Consider the following 17,964-nt stretch of genomic DNA (forward strand, 5'->3'; position numbering starts at 1 on the left):
GGCGACGGGCGCGTCGCGGGCGCGGGAGGGGCCCGCAGGCACTTGAGCGTCAGGTGAGTACCGGCGCGGGCCGAGGTCCCGGGGACGCCGGCACCGGCGCGGCCCCGTGGGCGAGGTGGCGCGCCTCGCGCGCACGACCGAACCGCAGGTACAACGAGGGGACGACGAAGAGGTTGAGCAGTGTCGAGGTGAGCAGACCACCGAGGATGACGATCGCCATCGGGTACTCGATCTCGTGCCCCGGCACGTCCCCCATGACGACGAGCGGCACCAGCGCCAACGCCGTCGCCAGGGTCGTCATGAGGATCGGGGCCAGCCGCTCCTGCGTCGCGCGCAACACGAGGTCCGGGCCGAACTCCACGCCCTCCACGGCCTCCAGGTGCTGGCAGTGGCTGATCATGAGAATGCCGTTGCGGGCGGCGATACCGAGCACCGTGAAGAGACCGACGAAGGAGCCGATCGTCATCGTCCCGCTCGTCAGCCAAGCCGCAAGCACTCCTCCGACGAGGGCCATCGGGAGGGTGAGAAGGCTGAGCACGGCCAGGCGCCACCGGCGGAACGAGCCGTAGAGCAGCCCGAGGATGACGGCCACCGCGACGACTGCCAGGAGGCGCAACCGCTGGGAGGCGGCTGTCCGTTCGGTGTCCTCGCCGACGACCTCGACGCGGTAGCCGAGGGGCAGCTCGACCCCCGCGGCGGCAGCCCGCACGTCAGCGGCGACATCGGCCAGCGGGCGGCCCTCGACGTTGGCGCCGACATCGAGGCGGCGGGAGCCGTCGATCCGGCGGATCATGCTGGGCGTGGACCCCATCTCCACCGTGGCGATGTCGGCGAGGCGGACGGTGCCACCCGACGGGGTGTCGATGAGCAGGTCACGCACGTCGTCTGGCGTCCTTCTCGACTCCGGCACGCTCCACACCATGACGTCGTAGGCCTTGCCGACGCGGTAGACGTCCGAGAGCTCGAGCGCGGCCAGGTAGACCGCTGCTTGGCGGCGCACGTCCCCGGGCTTGAGGCCGACCGCCTGCGCCTTGTCGAGGTCGACCTGAACCAAGAGGTGCGGGATCTTCGTCTGGAGGTCGGTGTGGGGATCCTTGACGCCCGGGATGGCGGCGATGGCCTCCTCGATCTCGTGCGCCTTGGCCTCGATGACGTCGAGGTCGTCACCGTAGACCCGCACCACGACGGCCTCACCGGCGCCGGTCAGGACCTCGCGGATCCGCTCCTTGAGGTAGGTCTGCACATCGCGTCGCAGGCCGGGGTAGCCATCGACGACCTCCTGGACCCGCTGGACGGTCTCGTCGTAGTCCTGCTCGGGGTCGATACTGATCCAGTTCTCGACGAAGTAGATCCCGTAGACCTCGTCTCCCATGGCCGCCTGCCCCACGTGGGCACCGAAGTTGCGTACGCCGGGAACCTGGCGCAGCTCGCGGCTCGCGGCCCGGGTGACGTCCATCGTCTCGCTGTGGGAGGCGCTGGGCTCGAGCACCCAGTGCATGAGGAAGTCGCGCTCGCGGAACGTCGGGAGCAGGTCCTGGCCGAGGCGGGGCACCACCGCGACTCCCCCGGCAAGCAGGGCCCCGACGACGACGTACGCGGCGAGCGGCCGCCGGACGACCGGGCGAAGCAGGCGAAGGTACCCCGCCTGGGTCCAGCGCACGAGCGGCGGGGGCCTCGGGTCGAGCCGCGCCTTGCGCAGCAGGATCAGCGCCATCGCGGGTGTCACGGTGACCGCGACGAGCATCGAGGCGCCGACCGCGAGCGTGTAGGACAGCGCGAGCGGCCGGAAGAAGGAGCCCATGAGGCCGGTGAGGAAGAACACCGGGATCGCCGCGGCGAGGATGATCAATGTCGCGTACACGATCGGGCTGCGCACCTCGAGGGAGGCCTCGAGGACGATCGAGGCCGTGGAGCGCGTGCCGCCCGCGGACCGGTGCTCCCGCAGCCGGCGGACGATGTTCTCGACGTCGATGATCGCGTCGTCGACGACGACCCCGACCGCGATGACCAGCCCGGCGAGGACCATCGTGTTCGTCGTCTCGCCCCTGACGTGGAGCACGAGGGCGGCGGCGACGAGCGACAGCGGGATGGCCACGAGCGAGATGACCGCCGTGCGCCATTGGAAAAGGAAGAACACGAGGACGATCGCGACGAGGACGATGCCGAGCGTCAAGGCCCGGGTGAGGTTCTCGATCGCCAGCTCGACGAAGCTGGCCGGCCGGAAGATCGTCGAGTCGATCTCGACGTCACCCAGGCCCGGCTTGATCGTCGTCAGGGTCTCCTCGACCGCACGGGTGACGTCGAGGGTGTTGCCCCAGGGCAGCTTCTCGACGATGAGCAGCAGTCCGTCACCATCGTCGATGACCGCGTCACCGATGAGCAGCTGGTGCCCCTTCACGACGTCGGCGACGTCGCGCATGAGCACGGTGCGCCCCCCGTCACGGAGGATGACGAGCCCCGAGATCGACTCCGCGGAGTCGAGCGGCAGGACGTGCTGGACGACGCGCCGGGCGTCCGGCGAGTCCACGTACCCGCCCGTGCCGATCTTCGTTCCGGTGCGGTGCTTGAGCAGGCCCGCATCCGTCCCTGCCGACGCAGCCGTCATGACCTGTTCCAGGCTGACCCCGGCCGCCCTCATCCGTTCGGGGTCGATCTGGATCTGCCACTGGTTCTTGCGCATCCCCCACACGGCGACGTTCGCGACGCCGGGCAGCGACATCAACTGTGGACGGATCTTATAGCGCACGAGGGTGGACTGCTCGATGAGGTCGAGGGAGTCGGAGCGCACGCCGATCTTCATCACTCGGCTGGTCGCCGACAGCGGCTGGAGGACGACCGGAGGCGTGGCCCAGCTCGGCAGGGTCGGGGTTATCGTCTGGATGCGCTCGGAGACCAGACGCCGTGCCTCGATGACGTCGGTGCCCTTGGCGAAGATGAGCTCGATGGAGGACTGCTGGGGAATCGACTTCGACCGCAATGTCTCCAGGCCCGCCATGCCGGTGAGCCCCTGCTCCATCGGCACGGTGATGAGCTCCTCGACCTCTTGTGCCGACAGGCCCAAGGCGTCGGTCTGGACCTCGACGCGCGGTGGTGCGAACTCGGGGAAGACGTCGATCGGCGTGTCGCGCAGCTGGAGCCCGCCGACGACGAGCATGACGATAGAGGCGGCGACGGCGATGTATCGAAACCGTAGGCTGGTCGTAAGGATGCGACGCATCATGGCCCGGCCTCCTAGTGGCCGCCACCGACGCCGGTCTCGGCGCCGTAGAGCTTGATGGCCGCCCTCGTAACGACCTCCGTCCCGCGGGGTGGTCCGGCCGAGACGCGGGCCACGTCACCCTCGATGCGCACCACGGTGACCGGGACCCTGAGGTAGGTCCGCGGGGACGGACTGGTGTAGACGAAGGGCGCACCCTTCTTGTCGTAGACGACGGCTGCCCAAGGCACGGCTCCCGGGTCCTCGACCACCTGCGTCCTTACCTCGAGGCGGCGCGCTGCATCACGAGTCAGGGTCAGGGTGGCCGGCGCGGAGTCCGTTCCCCCGTAGGCGATCTCGACCGCCGGTACCGGCTCGTGGACGGTCGCCTCCACGGTGGCGCACCCCCCCAAGGCCGTGACGGCGAGCAGTCCCACCACCGGGGCCGCCGCCGCCCGCGCACTACGCACGGCTGCCCACCCCCACGTGTCCGTAAAGTGCCTCCTCGTCGAAGGAGAAGTCCTCGACGGCCTCCTCCCTCCCGCTGTAGCGGGCGGCGACGGCGGGGAGGACGACGAGGGCCACGAGGCCGGTCGTCATGGCTCCACCGACCACGACCACCGCGAGGCCCGAGAGGGCCTCCAACCCGGCTCGTGCGCCGAGGAGGACCACCCCCAGTCCCACGAGCAGCGTGAGCACCGAGGCCGGAAGAACGGCCTCGCCAGCCGCCCCGCGGGCGGTGTCCGAGGGGTCGTCCGCCCGGGCCCGGGTGACACGCACCACCGTGAGGGCGTTGTGCACCCCCAGGACTGCCACCGCTGCGAGCCCCGCCAAGGCACCGATGGTCAGGTCCCCGACCACGAGTGCGGCCACGAAGGCGCCGACCATGCCGAGCGGGATCGAGGCCGTCGCGGTGACGGCCGTCCACCAGTTCCGTGTCGCCGCCTGCAGCAACAACAGGACGCCCAGGAGGGCCGCACCGGCGTAGAGGAGGACGTCGCGGTGGTTGGCGTCGAGGGACGCCGATTCCGGACGCACCTCCGCGTGGTACTCCGACGGCAGGCTCATCCGCGATAGCGCCGCAGCCACGGCGTCCCTCGTGTCGCCGTCACCGACGTCGGCGACGACGTCGAGCCGCCTCTGCACCGACTCCCGGTGGATGACCGTCGGCTGCTGGGCCATCTCGACGGTCGCGACGTCGGCGAGCGTGACCTGTCGCCCCCCCGGCGTGGTGATGGGCAGCGCGCCGACCTTGTCCGGGCTGTCCCGCAGGCCCGGGCCGCTCCAGACCTGCACGTCGAACACCTTCTGCTGCTCGAAGATGGCGCCGACCTCGAGGCCTCCGACGAGGGTGGCCGCCTGTCGGCGGACGTCACCCGGCGTCATCCCGAGCGCTTCAGCCTTCGCCAGGTCGACCGTGATCTGCATCGTCTCCTCGGTGGGGGGCTCGACGAGCCGCGCTCCGCCGACGCCCTCGCTGTCCGCGACGACCTCGAGCACACGCTGCGCACTCGTGCGGAGGACCTCAGGGTCGGGGCCGTACACGGAGACGACGAGAGGCGCGTCAGCGTCCGGGAGGACGGTGTCGACCCGGCTGTCCAGGAAGGCGCCAACCGTGGCGTCCAGGTCGCCTGCGGACCGGGCGGCCACCGTGGCGGCCGAGGCCACCTCGTCGCGGTCGGCGTCACCCTCGAGAGTGATCCAGAGCTCACCGGAGTTGGGGCCGACGACACGATCGCCGTTGACCGCGCGACCCACGTGGCCACCGACACCTGCGACGCCGTCGATCTCTCGCAGGGTCTTGGCGACCGATCCCAGCCGGCTCGTCAACGCCTGCGGCGAGGTTCCCTCAGGCGCGGTCGCGCTCAGGAGGAGGGTCGGCTCCTGGAAGGTCGGCCGGGTCTGCACCTCGAGGCCGAGGAGCAGGGCGCCGCCCGCCCCGACGCCGACGGCGAGGATGGCGACGACCGCGACCGCGGAGCCCGCCAGCCGGGTCGCGACGCCCGTGGCGCGCGTGGACAGGCGCGCGGGGACCGGCGTCTTGTGCGGTGCCTGCCCTCCACCGAGCAGTGCCGCGAGAGCGGGGGCGACGACGAGCGCCACGAGGACGCACCCGGCGGTGGCGAGGAGGAAGCCGGTGGCAGCCTCGGGGAGGAAGGCGCCGGCCCTGCCCTCGAGGAGGTACACCGGCGCGACGACGAGCACCGCCGCGAGCCCGGTGTAGACGGCGTTGGTGCCGTGCCCGGTGTAGGCGGTGCCGATGCGGCGGGCGGTGCTCAGCTCGCGTGGTGACCGTCCCACGGCGTCGACGGCCGCGACGCCCTGCGCGACCGCAAGCAGCGTGCCGGCTGCCAGCCCGGTGAGGGCGACGAGGTTGACTGGGGCCTCTCGCACCCAGAGCACGAGCCACCCGGCCACGAGGGCCAGCCCAACGGTGGTCCCGAGCGTCACCACGGGACGCCAGGCGCGGTAGAGCAGGATGCTGCCCACGGCAACCAGGACGAGCGCCAGGAGGCCTGCGACGGCGAGGTTGCGGCCGGCGGCGCGCACGTAGTCCGCCGGGCGGTACAGCGAGGAGTCCATCGTGACCCCGGGGAGCCCCACCGAGAGTGAGGCGAGCGCCTCCTCGATGCCCGCGCTCACCGCGGCGGTGCCGACCCCCGGCTGCTTCTCGACGACGAGCACGAGCCCGGAGGCGTCGTCGACGATCCCGTCACCGATGATCGTCGGGGGCGCCTCGACGATCTGCGCCACGTCGGCCAGTGACACCCCGGGCCGGGTCGCCCCCTGCACGGCGACCCGGCCCAGCGCGGCGCTGTCGGTGATGGGCGAGACGTGTTGCACGTTGACCCGCTGCTGCGGCAGGTCGAGGAACCCACCCCGTCCGGGGGTGGAGGCCTCGAGGAAACTGAGCGGCGAGACCCACAGTGCGTTGCCCGTCGAGGCCACGAGCTCGTCGAGCGACACCCCGTGCTGCTGCATCCGGACGGGGTCCGCCTGGACCTGCAGCTGCCGGTCACGCATCCCCCACACGCTGACGTTGGCGACGCCCTCCACGCTCATGAGCTTCGGGCGGATGGTCCAGCGCGAGAGCACGGAGAGGTCCACGAGTGACCGATCACGAGACGACAGCCCGATCATCATGACCCGGTTCGCGGCGGACGTCGGCTGGAGCATCACCGGCGCCTTCGAGGCGTTCGTCAGCAGCGCTCCCTGCGTCAGTCGCTCCTGGACCACTTGCCGGGCCCTGACCGGGTCGGTGCCGTCCTCGAAGGTCATGACGATGGACGACAGCCCCGGCAGTGAAGAGGACTGCATGCGGTTCACCCACGCCACCCCGCTGAGCAGGTTGGACTCCAGCGGGACCGTGACGAGGTCCTCGACCTCCTGGGCCGACAGCCCGAGGGCCTCGGACTGGACCTCCACGGTGACCGGTGCGAACTCGGGCACGGGCTCGAGCGAGGTGCTTCTCAGCTGCAGTCCACTGAACACGAGGGCCACGAGGGCCACGGCGGCGACGAGGACGCGCGAGCCGACGCCCGCTCCGACGATGCGACCGACCATGACGACCCCCTGCAGCCCTGCTGCGGCAGGCGCGGCGCGAGCTCCTGCAGCTCCCGCTCACCCCGGGCAGCCTATTGAGGACGAATCCCGTTGGTAAGGACCCGATCTGCCCATGATCCTTCGACGAGGGGGGCCCGTTCGGGGGGTGTCCTCGAGTCCCGTCTGGCCCGATCGAGCCAGACGGGACCGATCGAAGTTCAGGGCTCCTTAACCCGCGGACCGCCTCGGGGTGGCAGAGTTGGTGGCATCAAGCCGACGGCCCGCCACCATCCTGCGGTGGCGGGCCGTCTTCTCGGCCACGGCGCGTCCTGAGGCTCAGCGGCTCCAGGCGTAGGTGGCGAGGTCACTGGGCACCTGGTGCACGGACACGGTCGTCGGGACGTCGCACGCCAGCGTCACGGGGAGCCCGGGCGGGACGATGACGACCTCCCCCGGCGCCCTCGTCAGCAGCGACCGCGAGAGCGAGACCGACACCCTTCCGGTCACGACGACGACAGAGGTCACATGCGGGCCCGGGACGAGGGCGTGCGCGGCTCCCGGACGCAGCACCTCGCGCCAGCCTCTCACCTGGGCTGTCTCGAGGACCTCGCCGTGCCACGGCGGGTTGCGCCGGACCCACCCGTCGCCGCAGCGGGCAAGGTGCCGGCGAGGTAGTCGCGTCGATCCGGCTCGCAGCAGCTCCACCGGCGGCCGGTGACGGTGCGGCAGTGACGGATCCGAGCGGTCGTTCTGGTCGTGCAGACGCACGACGGAGTCGACAGAGCAGCTGGCGTACTCCTCGAGGACGCACCCGAGGACCGTGTGCACGATGTTCGTCTCGCTGACCGACGCGACGTCCCCCTCGAGCGGGACGAGGCCGCCCGTGGGCAGCCGGCCCTCGTCGCCGGGACGACCGAGCCGCGTCTTCGCCCAGGCACGACCGCCGCTCTCCCACTCGTCGAGGTCGGCGACGTACAGGAACGCGCCGGTCTTCGGGCGCAGCACGTGGAACCCCTCGAGCTTCGGCTCCTCGTGGACCTGGAAGGAGAACCCTCGTCCCGGCGCAAGGTCGAACAGCGAGTAGCCGAAGGGAAGAGCGACCTTGACCCCATAGGTCTTGTACTTGTGGAAGAAGCCGACGCGCGAGAAGAAGGCGCTGCAGGCCTCCAGGTCGCCGAGGTCGTTGGCGGGCCCCCCGAGCACGTCACGCCACAGCGAGAGGAGTGCCTGCTCGAGGTCCTCGACCTCCCGGTAGGGGCGCGGTCTAGCGAGGAAACGCACGACGTCGTCGACAAGTGCGGGATCCTCCCGGTCGAGCGGACCGACCCACGACCGGTCCTCAGTGGAGGCCTCCCTCGTAGGAAATATGGTCATGTGATTCTCCTCGATTTCCCTGCGACACAGCCGCAGTCGCAACGTGAGATGCGTCTCCGGTCCGGCCCCACCGGGCACGACGCCGTGGCGGCGCCTGTCGAGGTGGTCGACCGTAGCGATACCCCGGAGTCGATGGAAATAGTCAATTCGGACCCTTACCAGCCCACTGACCTGCGGGGTAGGTTTCCCACGCATTCGCTGACCTGATCCGTGGTCGCAGGAGCCCCGGGCCGCAGCGGACGTGAAGGATTGGACCGCACCATGCGCTGTTCGACGATGTCGACCGTGTCCAGCCGGCCGTGCCGAGAGCACCGCCTCCACCACCTTCCCCCCACGAGGAGGTGAACAACGATGAGGGCACCCACTCTCCGCCGTCCAACGAACGCGGCATTCGCCGTCCCCGTGCATGCGGCGATCGCCACCTCGGTCGTCATCCCGACCCGCAACGAGGCGGGCAACGTCGCCGAGCTCCTCCGTCGACTCGTCCCCCAGCTGCCGCTGGGCAGCGAGATCATCTTCGTCGATGACAGCGACGACCGCACCGTCGACGCCGTCCGCCGGGCCGGTGAGTCGGCCAGGGTGGCCGTCCGCATCCATCACCGGGAACCCGCGGAGCGAGGTGACGGACTGGGAGGAGCCGTCGCGGCCGGCTTGCGGGCCGCCACGTGTGCGTGGGTGGTCGTCATGGACGCCGACCTCCAGCACCCCCCGGAGCTCGTGCCTCGGCTGGTCCAGGTAGGAGAGGAGAATCGCAGCGACCTCGTCGTGGCCAGCCGCTACAGCGGGTCCGGCGACGCCGACAGCTTCAGCCGCGGCCGGGCCATGATGTCGACGTGGGCCACCCGCCTCACCAAGGCCTTCTTCCCGCGGCGTCTGGCAAAGGTGTCGGACCCAATGTCCGGGTTCTTCGCCGTCCGGCGTGAGGCCGTCGACGTGGATGCGTTGCGGCCCAACGGCTTCAAGATCCTCCTAGAGATCGCAGTTCGCTGTGGCCCGCTGCGCATCTCGGAGGTCTCCTTTCACTTCGGGCAGCGGTTCGCGGGTGCCAGCAAGGCTGGCTTGCGGGAGTGCCTCCGGCTCGTCGTGCTCCTCCTGCGGCTGTGGTTCGACGCCGCAGCCGGTCGACGCTCGAGGATGGCCGGGTTCGCGGCGATCGGCGCCACGGGAATCGTCGTCAACACTGTCGCCATGTGGCTCGCGAGCGGGGTGGGGGGACTGCACTACGCCCTCGGCGCGGTACTCGCGACAGTGGTCTCGACCGTGTGGAACTGGGCTGCCCTCGAGGCCGTCGTCTACCCCGGTGCGGCCCGCTCGTCGACGGCACGACGGTTCGCCGGGTTCGGGGCACTCAACGCCCTGGCCCTCGTGCTACGTGTCCCGCTCATCGCGCTCCTCGTCGAGGCGCTGGGTGTCAACTACCTTGTCGCGAACCTCGTCTCGATCGCCGCGCTCTTCGTTGCCCGCTTCGCGGTCAGCGACTCGTTGATCTTCCGCAGGGCCCCCTCGGGGATTAACGTCCCCGCACCGGACCCCGTCGTGGTCACGGTGTCGGACGGGCTGCCCGTCGTCGAGGCCGACCCCGGGCTCACCGTGCCGGTGCTGGCCCCGCGCCGGGCCCACGAGGGGTACCTCAAGTACCGCTACCTCGTGCCGGGCGTGGCGACCATCGGCTCAGAAGTGCCCCTGCCCGAACTGCAGTGGTTCCTCACCCCCTTCGTCACGCGAGGGCCGTTTGACGTCGAAATCCGGGTCGGCGCGGTCGGACGTCCGCGCGGCCACGTCCGGTTCACCGCGAACACGGCCGACGAGCGGACCTACGAAGAGCACCTGGGCGCCCTCAGCGCGAACTTCCGCATCGAGATGGGCGACACGATCCACGTGACAGCAGGGCGGCTGCTCGAACGCTCCCCGCACGTGCTCTACACCAATGTCATCGAGGCGCTGCTGCGTTTCCTGGCGGTCTCGCGTGGCCGCCTGCTACTGCACTCGGCGTGCGTCCGGCTCGACGGGACGGGCGTGATGCTCTCGGCCCGCACCGACACCGGCAAGACCGGGACCATCCTGCGCCTCATCCGTGAGCAGGGCGCCACGTTCCTCAGCGACGATATGACGATCCTCCACCCGAACGGTATTGCCCACTGCTACCCCAAGCCGCTGACCATCAGCCACCACACGCTTCGGGCCGTCGACGCTCGCGGGCTGTCGAGGACCCAATGGGGCAAGCTGCGGGTGCAGAGCAGGCTGCACTCCAAGGAGGGGCGTCAGTTCGGTATGCGTCTCTCTCAAATGAACCTGCCCATCATGACGTTCAACGCCCTCACCCAAGCGGTGGTCCCCCCGCCGAAGTTCGACGTCGACCGCCTCGTACCCTGCGACGTCGTGCACGAGGTCCCGGTCAGCACGCTGTTCATCATCGAGCGCGGCGAGAACCTGATCGAGGACGTGTCCCACGACCTCGCTCTCCAGGAGCTGATCGAGAACACGGACGACGCGTACGGGTTCCCCCCGTTCTCGATCCTCGCCCCGACCCTCCGGATCGGGGGCATGGACTACCAGGAGCTGCGCTCCCGCGAGCGAGAGCTGCTGTCGACCGTGCTCGACAAGATCCGGGTGCGCCGCCTCGTGCGTGACGACTTCGGTTGGCCGGCCGAGATCCGGTCGCTCATGGCGCGCGACCGGGCCGACCGGGCGCTGGCCTCCCCAGTGGTGGACCTCGACTCCCTGCCCGCCCTTGTGACCGTCGCCACCACGGCGGGCGTCGGCGACGGCCTGCTGGCCGCAAACGGGAACGGGAGCGGACGACACAACGGCAACGGCAACGGTCACGGCGGCCACCTGGAGGGGATCGGTCTCGGAGTTTCGGGGCTGCCTGAAGGGTGGAGGGACATCGGACCCCCTCGTGCTGGTGAGACGCCGGCTTGAGCCGACCGGGAGGCGGATCCCTGCTGAACACCTCCGCCTCTCGGTCCTGACGAGGGCAGCCGCGCCGTGGGTCCTTCCCGCGGCGCTGCTGCTCGCCGTGGCACTGGCGGTCCGTCGCCGTGCCGGTGGGCTGGACACCCTGGGCCTCTCCGGTGACGAGGCGGTCTACCTGGGCCAGGCTCGCGCCATCCGCGAGGGCCTGCTCCCCGAGGTCCGGGCGCACCCTCCGCTGCTGGGGCTGGTGCTTCGGCTCGTCCCGGACGGGACCGTGGGGGAGGCGGTCCCGCGCGGCACGAGCGTGGTCATCGGCATCGTGGCCGTCGTGGTCGCGGGCCTGCTAGCCCGCGAGCTGGCGGGCCGCGCGGCCGGTGCGGTGGCGGCGTTCGCCGTCGCCACCATGCCCTACCACGCCGACGTCACCCGGCTGGTCCTCGTCGAGGTCCCGATGGCGAGCACGATGGGTGTCGCCCTCCTCCTCGCGGTCCGGTCGCTGCGGGAGGGCAGGACGCGGCTGTTCGAGGGAGCGGCGGCGACTCTCGGCGTGGCCACCCTGTTCAAGGAGACCGCCGTCCTCAGCGGGGTGGCCCTCGCCGTCGCCGTGCTCGTCGGGGCCCTTCGGGTCCCACGTTCCGTTGCCGTCCGGGCGTGCGGGTGGTACGCGCTCGTCGTCTCGGCGTACCCGGCATACCTCCTGGCGACCGGAGGCCTCCGGGCGGCGGAGGAGTACCTGCGCTGGCAGGTCTCCCGTGCCGTCCCGGCCGGACCGGGGTACGCCGAGGTCGTGCTTCCCCGCATCGGGTGGGGTGTCCTGGCCGCGGCGGGCATCGGTGCCGTCCTCGCCCTGGCTCGCCACCAGCCGGCCGGGATCACGGTGCTGCTCTCCGTGGTGGTGCCGGCGGCGTTCTACGTCGTCTGGCCGATCTCGTCGTACCCCTACCTCCTCGTCCTCATCGTTCCCCTCGCGGCACTCGCCGGCGCGGGCGTGGCGGCCCTCGGCACCGCCATGAGGACGGGCCGGGAGCCGACCCGGACCTCGGTGATCGTCGTCGGCGCGGGCGCGGTGGTCGTGCTCGGTGCGACCCCAGCCACGGGTGAGGCGCCGGAGCTCCCGGGGGCCTCAGGCGTGCCGGCCGTCCGCGAGGCGGCGACCTGGTTGTCCTCGCAGTCCGACGGTCCCATCGTCACGGCGGCGCCGTGGGTCGCCAACGTCGTGCGGACCTATGCCCCCGGACGGTCGGTGGCCTCGGTCCGGCCGAGCGTCACGGACGTCGGCCGGCTCAACCCCGCCGAGCGGGGCCGTACCGTCGCGAACCTGCCACCGGATGCCGTGGTCGTGGTCTGGGATGCCTGGACCGCCTCGCGCGACGTCGAGGCGACGGCCAGGCTCCTCGACGCGGTTCGGCTGCGCGGCGGACGGGTTGGTCACGTCGAGGGGCGCAGCCCGCCGCGCGCCGCCCGCCTCCTCGTCGTCGTCTACCACGTCCCACCCGCGCGCGTGGGGGGCAGGGCATGACGGCGGCAGGACGCCGGATCAGGGGTGGGGCCGCGGCCCTGGTCGCCGTGGTCGCCGGCCTCGTCGTCCCCGTCGCGACCGTCACCCCGGATGGCGCGGAGGCCTCGCCGGTGGTGGCTCCCGCGGCGCATGCAGCCCCGGACCCGACCCCGACGCCCTCGGCCTCCTCGCCTCGCCCTGAGCCACCCGCTGACGCCGGCGTCCCCAGCCCGTCGGCCACCCGCTCGCCCGCCCCCGCCGGTACGGCCGCGGCCGTACCGGTGTGGGCGTACTACTACATCTGGTTCGACCCCTCGTCGTGGGACCGCGCCAAGTCCGACACCCCGGTCATCGGCACGTACACCAGTGACGAGCGCGCCGTCATGAGACGGCACATCGACTTGGCGCAGTCCGCCGGGATCGACGCCTTCCTCGTCTCGTGGAAGGAGGGAGGCAAGCTGAGCGAGCGGCTCGCGCGCCTTGTGGAGGTGTCGCGCCAGAAGGACTTCAAGCTGGGGCTCGTCTACCAGGGCCTCGACTTCGCCAGGCGGCCGATCGAGCTGCGCCAAGTCTGCGCCGACCTGTTGTCCTTCGCCGAGAAGTACGGCGCAGACCCGGTCTTCCACACCTGGGGGCGGCGCCCGGTGGTCGTGTGGACGGGGAGCGACGAGTTCTCCTCCGCCGACCAGGAGCAGTGCGTCGCCCCGGTTCGCGACCGCCTGCTCGTTCTCGCGTCCTCACGCAGCCTCGTGGAGTGGAAGCGCGCGTCGCGCGTGTTCGAGGGCAACGCGTACTACTGGTCCTCGGTGAACCCCGAGAAGACCTGGTACCCGGGCAAGCTCGCGGAGATGGGGAGTGCAGTGCACGCGGACGGCGGCGTCTGGGTGGCCCCGGCGGCTCCGGGGTTCGACGCGAGGTTGGTCGGCGGCAAGACCGTGGTCCCCCGCACGAGCGGCCGCACGCTCGCGCTCGAGCTCGACGCCGCTGCGCGGTCGGGGGCGGATGCCATCGGGCTCATCTCGTGGAACGAGTTCACCGAGAACTCCCACGTCGAGCCCAGCACCCGGCACGGGACGAGGGCGCTGGAGGTGCTCGCGGAATTCACCGGCAGCACCGAGCCGCTCCCCGAGCTCGACTCGAGCTCGTCGACCGACCGTCAGGTTCCGCGCGGGGTTAACGGCGTCGCCGCGTTCATCATCCTCGGCGCCCTCCTCGGGGCACTGCTCATCCGTTCACGATGGCGGCGCGACGCCGACGCCCCACCGGACGTGCCGCCCTCACGCCCGCGGCCGGGGGCCGGGCCGACGTTCGACGGGAGGATGGGGTGACGGGCATCGACCTGCGCTCCGCGGTGGAGGTGATCCCGCGGTCGCGTCGGGCGCTGCTTCCGGTGCGCGAGATCGAGGCCGTGCAGCGGCCTGAGGCTCTCACCCGTACGTGGCACGTCCTGGGCTTCGTGACCGTGCTGGCCATCGCGGTCGCCGTTCGGCTGTGGCGGCTCGACGCCGTCGGCTTCAACAGCGACGAGGCGGTGTACGCGGGCCAGGCCGCGAGCATCACCGGTGACACCGAGTCGCTGGAGTACTTCCCGGTGTTCCGGGCCCACCCGCTGCTCTTCCACGCCACCGTGTCCCTCGTCTTCGAACTCGTCGGCGTCAGCGACCTCGCGGCCCGGCTCACGGCCGTGGCCTTCGGCATCGCCAACGTCGTGGCCGCCGTGCTGCTCGGCACCGAGCTCTACGGCCGCAGGGTGGGGCTGGTGGGCGGCCTACTCGTCGCCGTCATGCCCTACCACGTCATCGTCAGCCGCCAGGTGCTCCTCGACGGACCCCAAGCGTTTCTCGTCGCCATGGCCGTGTGGTCGCTGGCACGCTACGTCAACCGTGGCTGGTCTCCGTGGCTGTACGCCGCGGCTCTCTTCCTCGGGCTGTCGGTGCTGGCCAAGGAGACTTCGATCGTCCTCGCGGCCTCGGTCTTCGCCTTCTTCGCGCTCTCCCCCGCCGTCGCCCTCGGTTGGCGACGCATGGTGATGGCGTCGGCGATCTTCGTCGCCGTGGTGGCGGCGTACCCCATGTCGCTACGACTGGCGGGCGCGACGGGGACGGGCGGCGCGTTCATCGCTTACCAGCTCTTCCGCCGACCCAACCACGGGTTGGACTTCTACCCGCTAACGGTGCCCCCGGCCATCGGCCTCGGCGTCGTCGCCGCGGCCCTGGTCGCCGCCGTCGTCGCCTGGCGGCGGGTCACCTGGCGCGAGACCCTTGTCTGGACGTGGGTGGCCGTCCCCGTCCTCTTCTTCGAGCTCTTTCCGGTCAAGGGCTACCAGTACCTCCTTCCGGCGGCGACGCCGCTGGCGGTCGCCGCCGCCTGGGCCCTCGTGCACTGGCCGGAGTGGACGGCGGAGTCACGATGGTCCGAGCGGTGGTCGACCCGATGGCGGGCGTGGCGATGGCCGGCGTCGCGCTGGCTGATGCCTCGGTGGCAGGTGCCCCGCCGACACGGACCCCGGCGGCCGGTTCCGCGGTGGCTTCCGGCGGCGGTGATCACTGTTGTCGCCCTCACGGCTCTCGTACCGACGCTGCAATCCGTGTCCGCGACCCAGCGCGACACCGCGCTCGCCGGGACCGGTGGTCTCCCCGGTGGCCGCGAGCTGGGCGCGTGGATCGGTGACAACGTCCCGACGGGCGTGACGATGATGACGATCGGCCCGTCGATGGCCAACGTCATCAAGTGGTACGGCCACCGGGACGCGCGGGGCCTCTCGGTCAGTCCCAACCCGCTGTACCGCAACCCCGTCTACGACCCCATCCCCAACCCGGACCTCGCGATCAGGAGGAATCAGGTGCAGTACGTCGTGTGGGACAGCTTCTCGGCGGAGCGATCACGGTTCTTCTCCGAAGCCGTCCTGCGGTACGCAGATCGATACTCCGGTCGCGAGGTGTACCGACAGGAGGTCCACGGCACCGACGACGAAGGACGGCCGGCCATGGTCCCGATCATCATCGTCTACGAGGTCCGGCCGTGAGCCGGTACGCGGCGTGCGCGGCCGTGGCCGCGTTCGTCGTCGCTGCGAGCGCGCTCCTCGCGCCCGACACAGCGGCCGCGGCCAGCGGGTCCGGGGCGCAGGACACGAAGACGACGACGCCGATCAAGCACTTCGTGTACCTCATGCAGGAGAACCACAGCTTCGACAACTACTTCGGCACCTACCCCGGCGCCGACGGGTTACCGCCTGACGCCTGCGTGCCGGTTCGGGTCCAGCAGCCCGACGGTGAGTGCGTGCGCCCGTACTGGCTCGGCGGTGAGCCGATCAGCGACCTCGGCCACACCCAGAATGTCTTCCGGGCGCAGCTGAACTCCGGGCGCAACGACGGCTTCATCGAGGCGTTCGCCGACGAGGGCGACCCCACCCGCCAGGCGATGGGCTACTACGACGCCCGAGACATCCCCTACTACTGGAACGTGGCCGACGAGTACGTGCTGTTCGACCGCTTCTTCACCTCCGCGGGCGGGGGCAGCGTCTGGAACCACATGTACTGGGTCGCCGGCGTCCCGGGGAACCCGGAGGGCGACAGCATCCCTGCGGACGGTTTCGGGAACCTTCCCACGATCTTCGACCGCCTCGAGGCAGCCGGGGTGTCGTGGAAGTTCTACATCCAGAACTATGACCCGAGCGTGACCTACCGCACCTACCGCACAGTCGACGACGCGAACAAGGGGGCGCAGGTCGTCTGGGCCCCGCTCCTGGCGTACGAGCGCTTCCTCGACGACCCGCGCCTGTTCACCAAGATCGCCCCGCTGGAGGAGTACTACCGCGACCTCGCCGACGGGACCCTGCCGTCGGTTGCCTACATCGTCCCCTCGGGAGCCAGCGAGCACCCGCCGGGGAGCGTCGCTGCCGGGGAGCGATTTGTCCGGGGTCTGCACACCGCGCTGATGCGAAGCAGCGCCTGGGAGTCCTCGGCGTTCCTGTGGACCTACGACGACTGGGGCGGTTGGTACGACCACGTCGCCCCACCTCGAGTCGACCCCTACGGGTACGGTTACCGAGCGCCGGCGCTGCTCGTCAGCGCCTATGCGCGACGCGGCCACATCGAGAGCACCACTCTGGATTTCACGTCGGGTCTGAAGTTCATCGAGGAGAACTGGGACGTCGAGCCGCTCGCAGACCGCGACCGGAAGGCGAACAACATCCTTGGGGCCTTCGACTTCGCCCAGCTCCCACGAGAACCCGCGCTTTTGTCCGACGAGCGCAAAGCCGCCCGGACCTTCACCTCCCCGCAACGCTCGATCTACCTCGCCTACGGGGGCGGCCTGGGTGTGCCCGCGTCCCTCTTGCTCCTCGGCGCCGCCTGGTCCACCTGGAGGAGACGTGTGCGTGGCTGAGTCCCTGCTCCTACGGTCGGTCACCGCCCTCGTCCTCGCCGGCGGGACGCTCGCCGCCCTCCCGGTCGCGGCCAATGCCGCCCCGATCGCGGCGGGCGCGTCCCCCGCCGCCGCCGCCCCGTGCCCGGCCGACCGACCCCTGACGGAGGTCCGGCTCAGCACCGTCCCCGTCGTTCCGGGCGCCCGCATCGTCGTGGCCGGCACACCCGTCACGACCGACGGGGCAGGGCTCGCGACCCTCACCGTGTGCCGCCTGGCGTCCGCACGGGACATCACCGGTCCGTCGACCCCGATCCAGCTCGAGGGTCATCGCCGCGCCGTCTTCGACCGGGTCTTCCTCCGTGGCCGCGGTCGCGTCGTGCAGGTCGCCTTCGGCATGGAGCACGAGGTGTCGTTCGCCTTCTCTGGTCTGCCGACCCGGCAGATCGAGTCCTTCACGCTCCGCTCGAGCACCGGAGAGATCATCACCCGTCGCGACCTCGCGGCCGTCTACCTCCCCGGCAGCCGGGTCCTCCGTGGGCCGGACGGACTGGAACAGCGCGAGATCTACTACTCGGTCGAGGCCGTCAGCGTCGCCGGGTCGAGCGTCATCAACCGCTCGCAGATCCGCTTCTACCCCAGCGAGCGTGAGGTGGTGCGCGTCCCCCTCCTCGCCTTTGACGTGCGGGTGGAGGTCGTGGACCGGTTGTTCCGCAACCCCGTAGGGTCGCACGTCCGCCTGGTGCGCGCCGGCGAGCTGGACCTCGACAAGGCCCTCGACGACGGCCGCGCCGTCTTCACTGAGGTCCCCAGGGGCCAGTACCGCGTCGTCGCCGACGCGCCGGGGCTGCGCATCGACCGCACGCTCATCCTGTCGTCCGACCAGGTCGTCGTCATGCCTGTTCTCACCTGGCTCGACCTCGGGGTCCTCGCGGGGGTGCCCCTCGCCATCGCGGTCGGGCTCGTCCTGGCTCCACGGCCACATCTGCGCCGACGCCTGATCGGTCTGGTTCGGCCGGTCCGTGCCACCGGGCGGCCTGCGGACCCGGAGGGCGTCCAGCCGGCGTAGACG

The 17,964-nt window shown here is 71.0% G+C and carries 10 protein-coding genes; 6 read left to right on the top strand and 4 right to left on the bottom strand.

Translation table 11 applies throughout. The features are described from left to right. Window positions 1-49: 49 nt before the first annotated feature. From ACFWN3_RS02735 to ACFWN3_RS02750, 4 genes are all read right to left on the bottom strand, one after another. Complete coding sequence (locus ACFWN3_RS02735; protein ID WP_377643202.1) at window positions 50-3,220, bottom strand: efflux RND transporter permease subunit; 3,171 nt, start codon at window positions 3,218-3,220, stop codon at window positions 50-52. An 11-nt stretch (window positions 3,221-3,231) separates the two neighbouring features. After that, window positions 3,232-3,591 carry a hypothetical protein gene (locus ACFWN3_RS02740; protein WP_377643204.1) on the bottom strand — a complete coding sequence of 120 codons (360 nt, stop codon included), beginning with the start codon at window positions 3,589-3,591 and terminating at the stop codon, window positions 3,232-3,234. A gap of 67 nt (window positions 3,592-3,658) precedes the next feature. Further along, window positions 3,659-6,760: an efflux RND transporter permease subunit gene (locus tag ACFWN3_RS02745; RefSeq protein WP_377643206.1), complete on the bottom strand. Its 3,102-nt coding sequence runs from the start codon at window positions 6,758-6,760 to the stop codon at window positions 3,659-3,661. Between the two features lie 315 nt (window positions 6,761-7,075). Further along, complete coding sequence (locus tag ACFWN3_RS02750; RefSeq protein ID WP_377643207.1) at window positions 7,076-8,020, bottom strand: hypothetical protein; 945 nt, start codon at window positions 8,018-8,020, stop codon at window positions 7,076-7,078. A gap of 444 nt (window positions 8,021-8,464) precedes the next feature. Here ACFWN3_RS02750 and ACFWN3_RS02755 point away from each other — a divergent pair, with 444 nt between their 5' ends. From ACFWN3_RS02755 to ACFWN3_RS02780, 6 genes are all read left to right on the top strand, one after another. Then, window positions 8,465-11,035 carry a glycosyltransferase gene (locus ACFWN3_RS02755; protein WP_377643209.1) on the top strand — a complete coding sequence of 857 codons (2,571 nt, stop codon included), beginning with the start codon at window positions 8,465-8,467 and terminating at the stop codon, window positions 11,033-11,035. A 97-nt stretch (window positions 11,036-11,132) separates the two neighbouring features. After that, a complete protein-coding gene (locus tag ACFWN3_RS02760; protein ID WP_377643211.1) occupies window positions 11,133-12,548 on the top strand; it encodes a glycosyltransferase family 39 protein in 1,416 nt (471 codons plus the stop codon). Beyond that, window positions 12,545-13,855: a hypothetical protein gene (locus ACFWN3_RS02765; protein ID WP_377643212.1), complete on the top strand. Its 1,311-nt coding sequence runs from the start codon at window positions 12,545-12,547 to the stop codon at window positions 13,853-13,855. Before ACFWN3_RS02760 ends, ACFWN3_RS02765 begins: the two co-directional genes overlap by 4 nt. Beyond that, entirely contained in the window at window positions 13,852-15,552 is a 1,701-nt protein-coding gene (locus ACFWN3_RS02770; RefSeq protein WP_377643214.1) for an ArnT family glycosyltransferase, read from the top strand. Before ACFWN3_RS02765 ends, ACFWN3_RS02770 begins: the two co-directional genes overlap by 4 nt. Beyond that, entirely contained in the window at window positions 15,549-16,913 is a 1,365-nt protein-coding gene (locus tag ACFWN3_RS02775) for a phospholipase C (RefSeq protein ID WP_377643216.1), read from the top strand. Before ACFWN3_RS02770 ends, ACFWN3_RS02775 begins: the two co-directional genes overlap by 4 nt. Then, on the top strand, window positions 16,906-17,961 hold the full coding sequence (locus ACFWN3_RS02780; RefSeq protein WP_377643218.1) for a hypothetical protein: 1,056 nt from the start codon (window positions 16,906-16,908) through the stop codon (window positions 17,959-17,961). Before ACFWN3_RS02775 ends, ACFWN3_RS02780 begins: the two co-directional genes overlap by 8 nt. Window positions 17,962-17,964: the final 3 nt, after the last annotated feature.

The organism is Oryzobacter terrae (assembly GCF_042756445.1).
In the GTDB taxonomy this organism is placed as follows: Bacteria; Actinomycetota; Actinomycetes; order Actinomycetales; family Dermatophilaceae; genus Oryzobacter; species Oryzobacter terrae.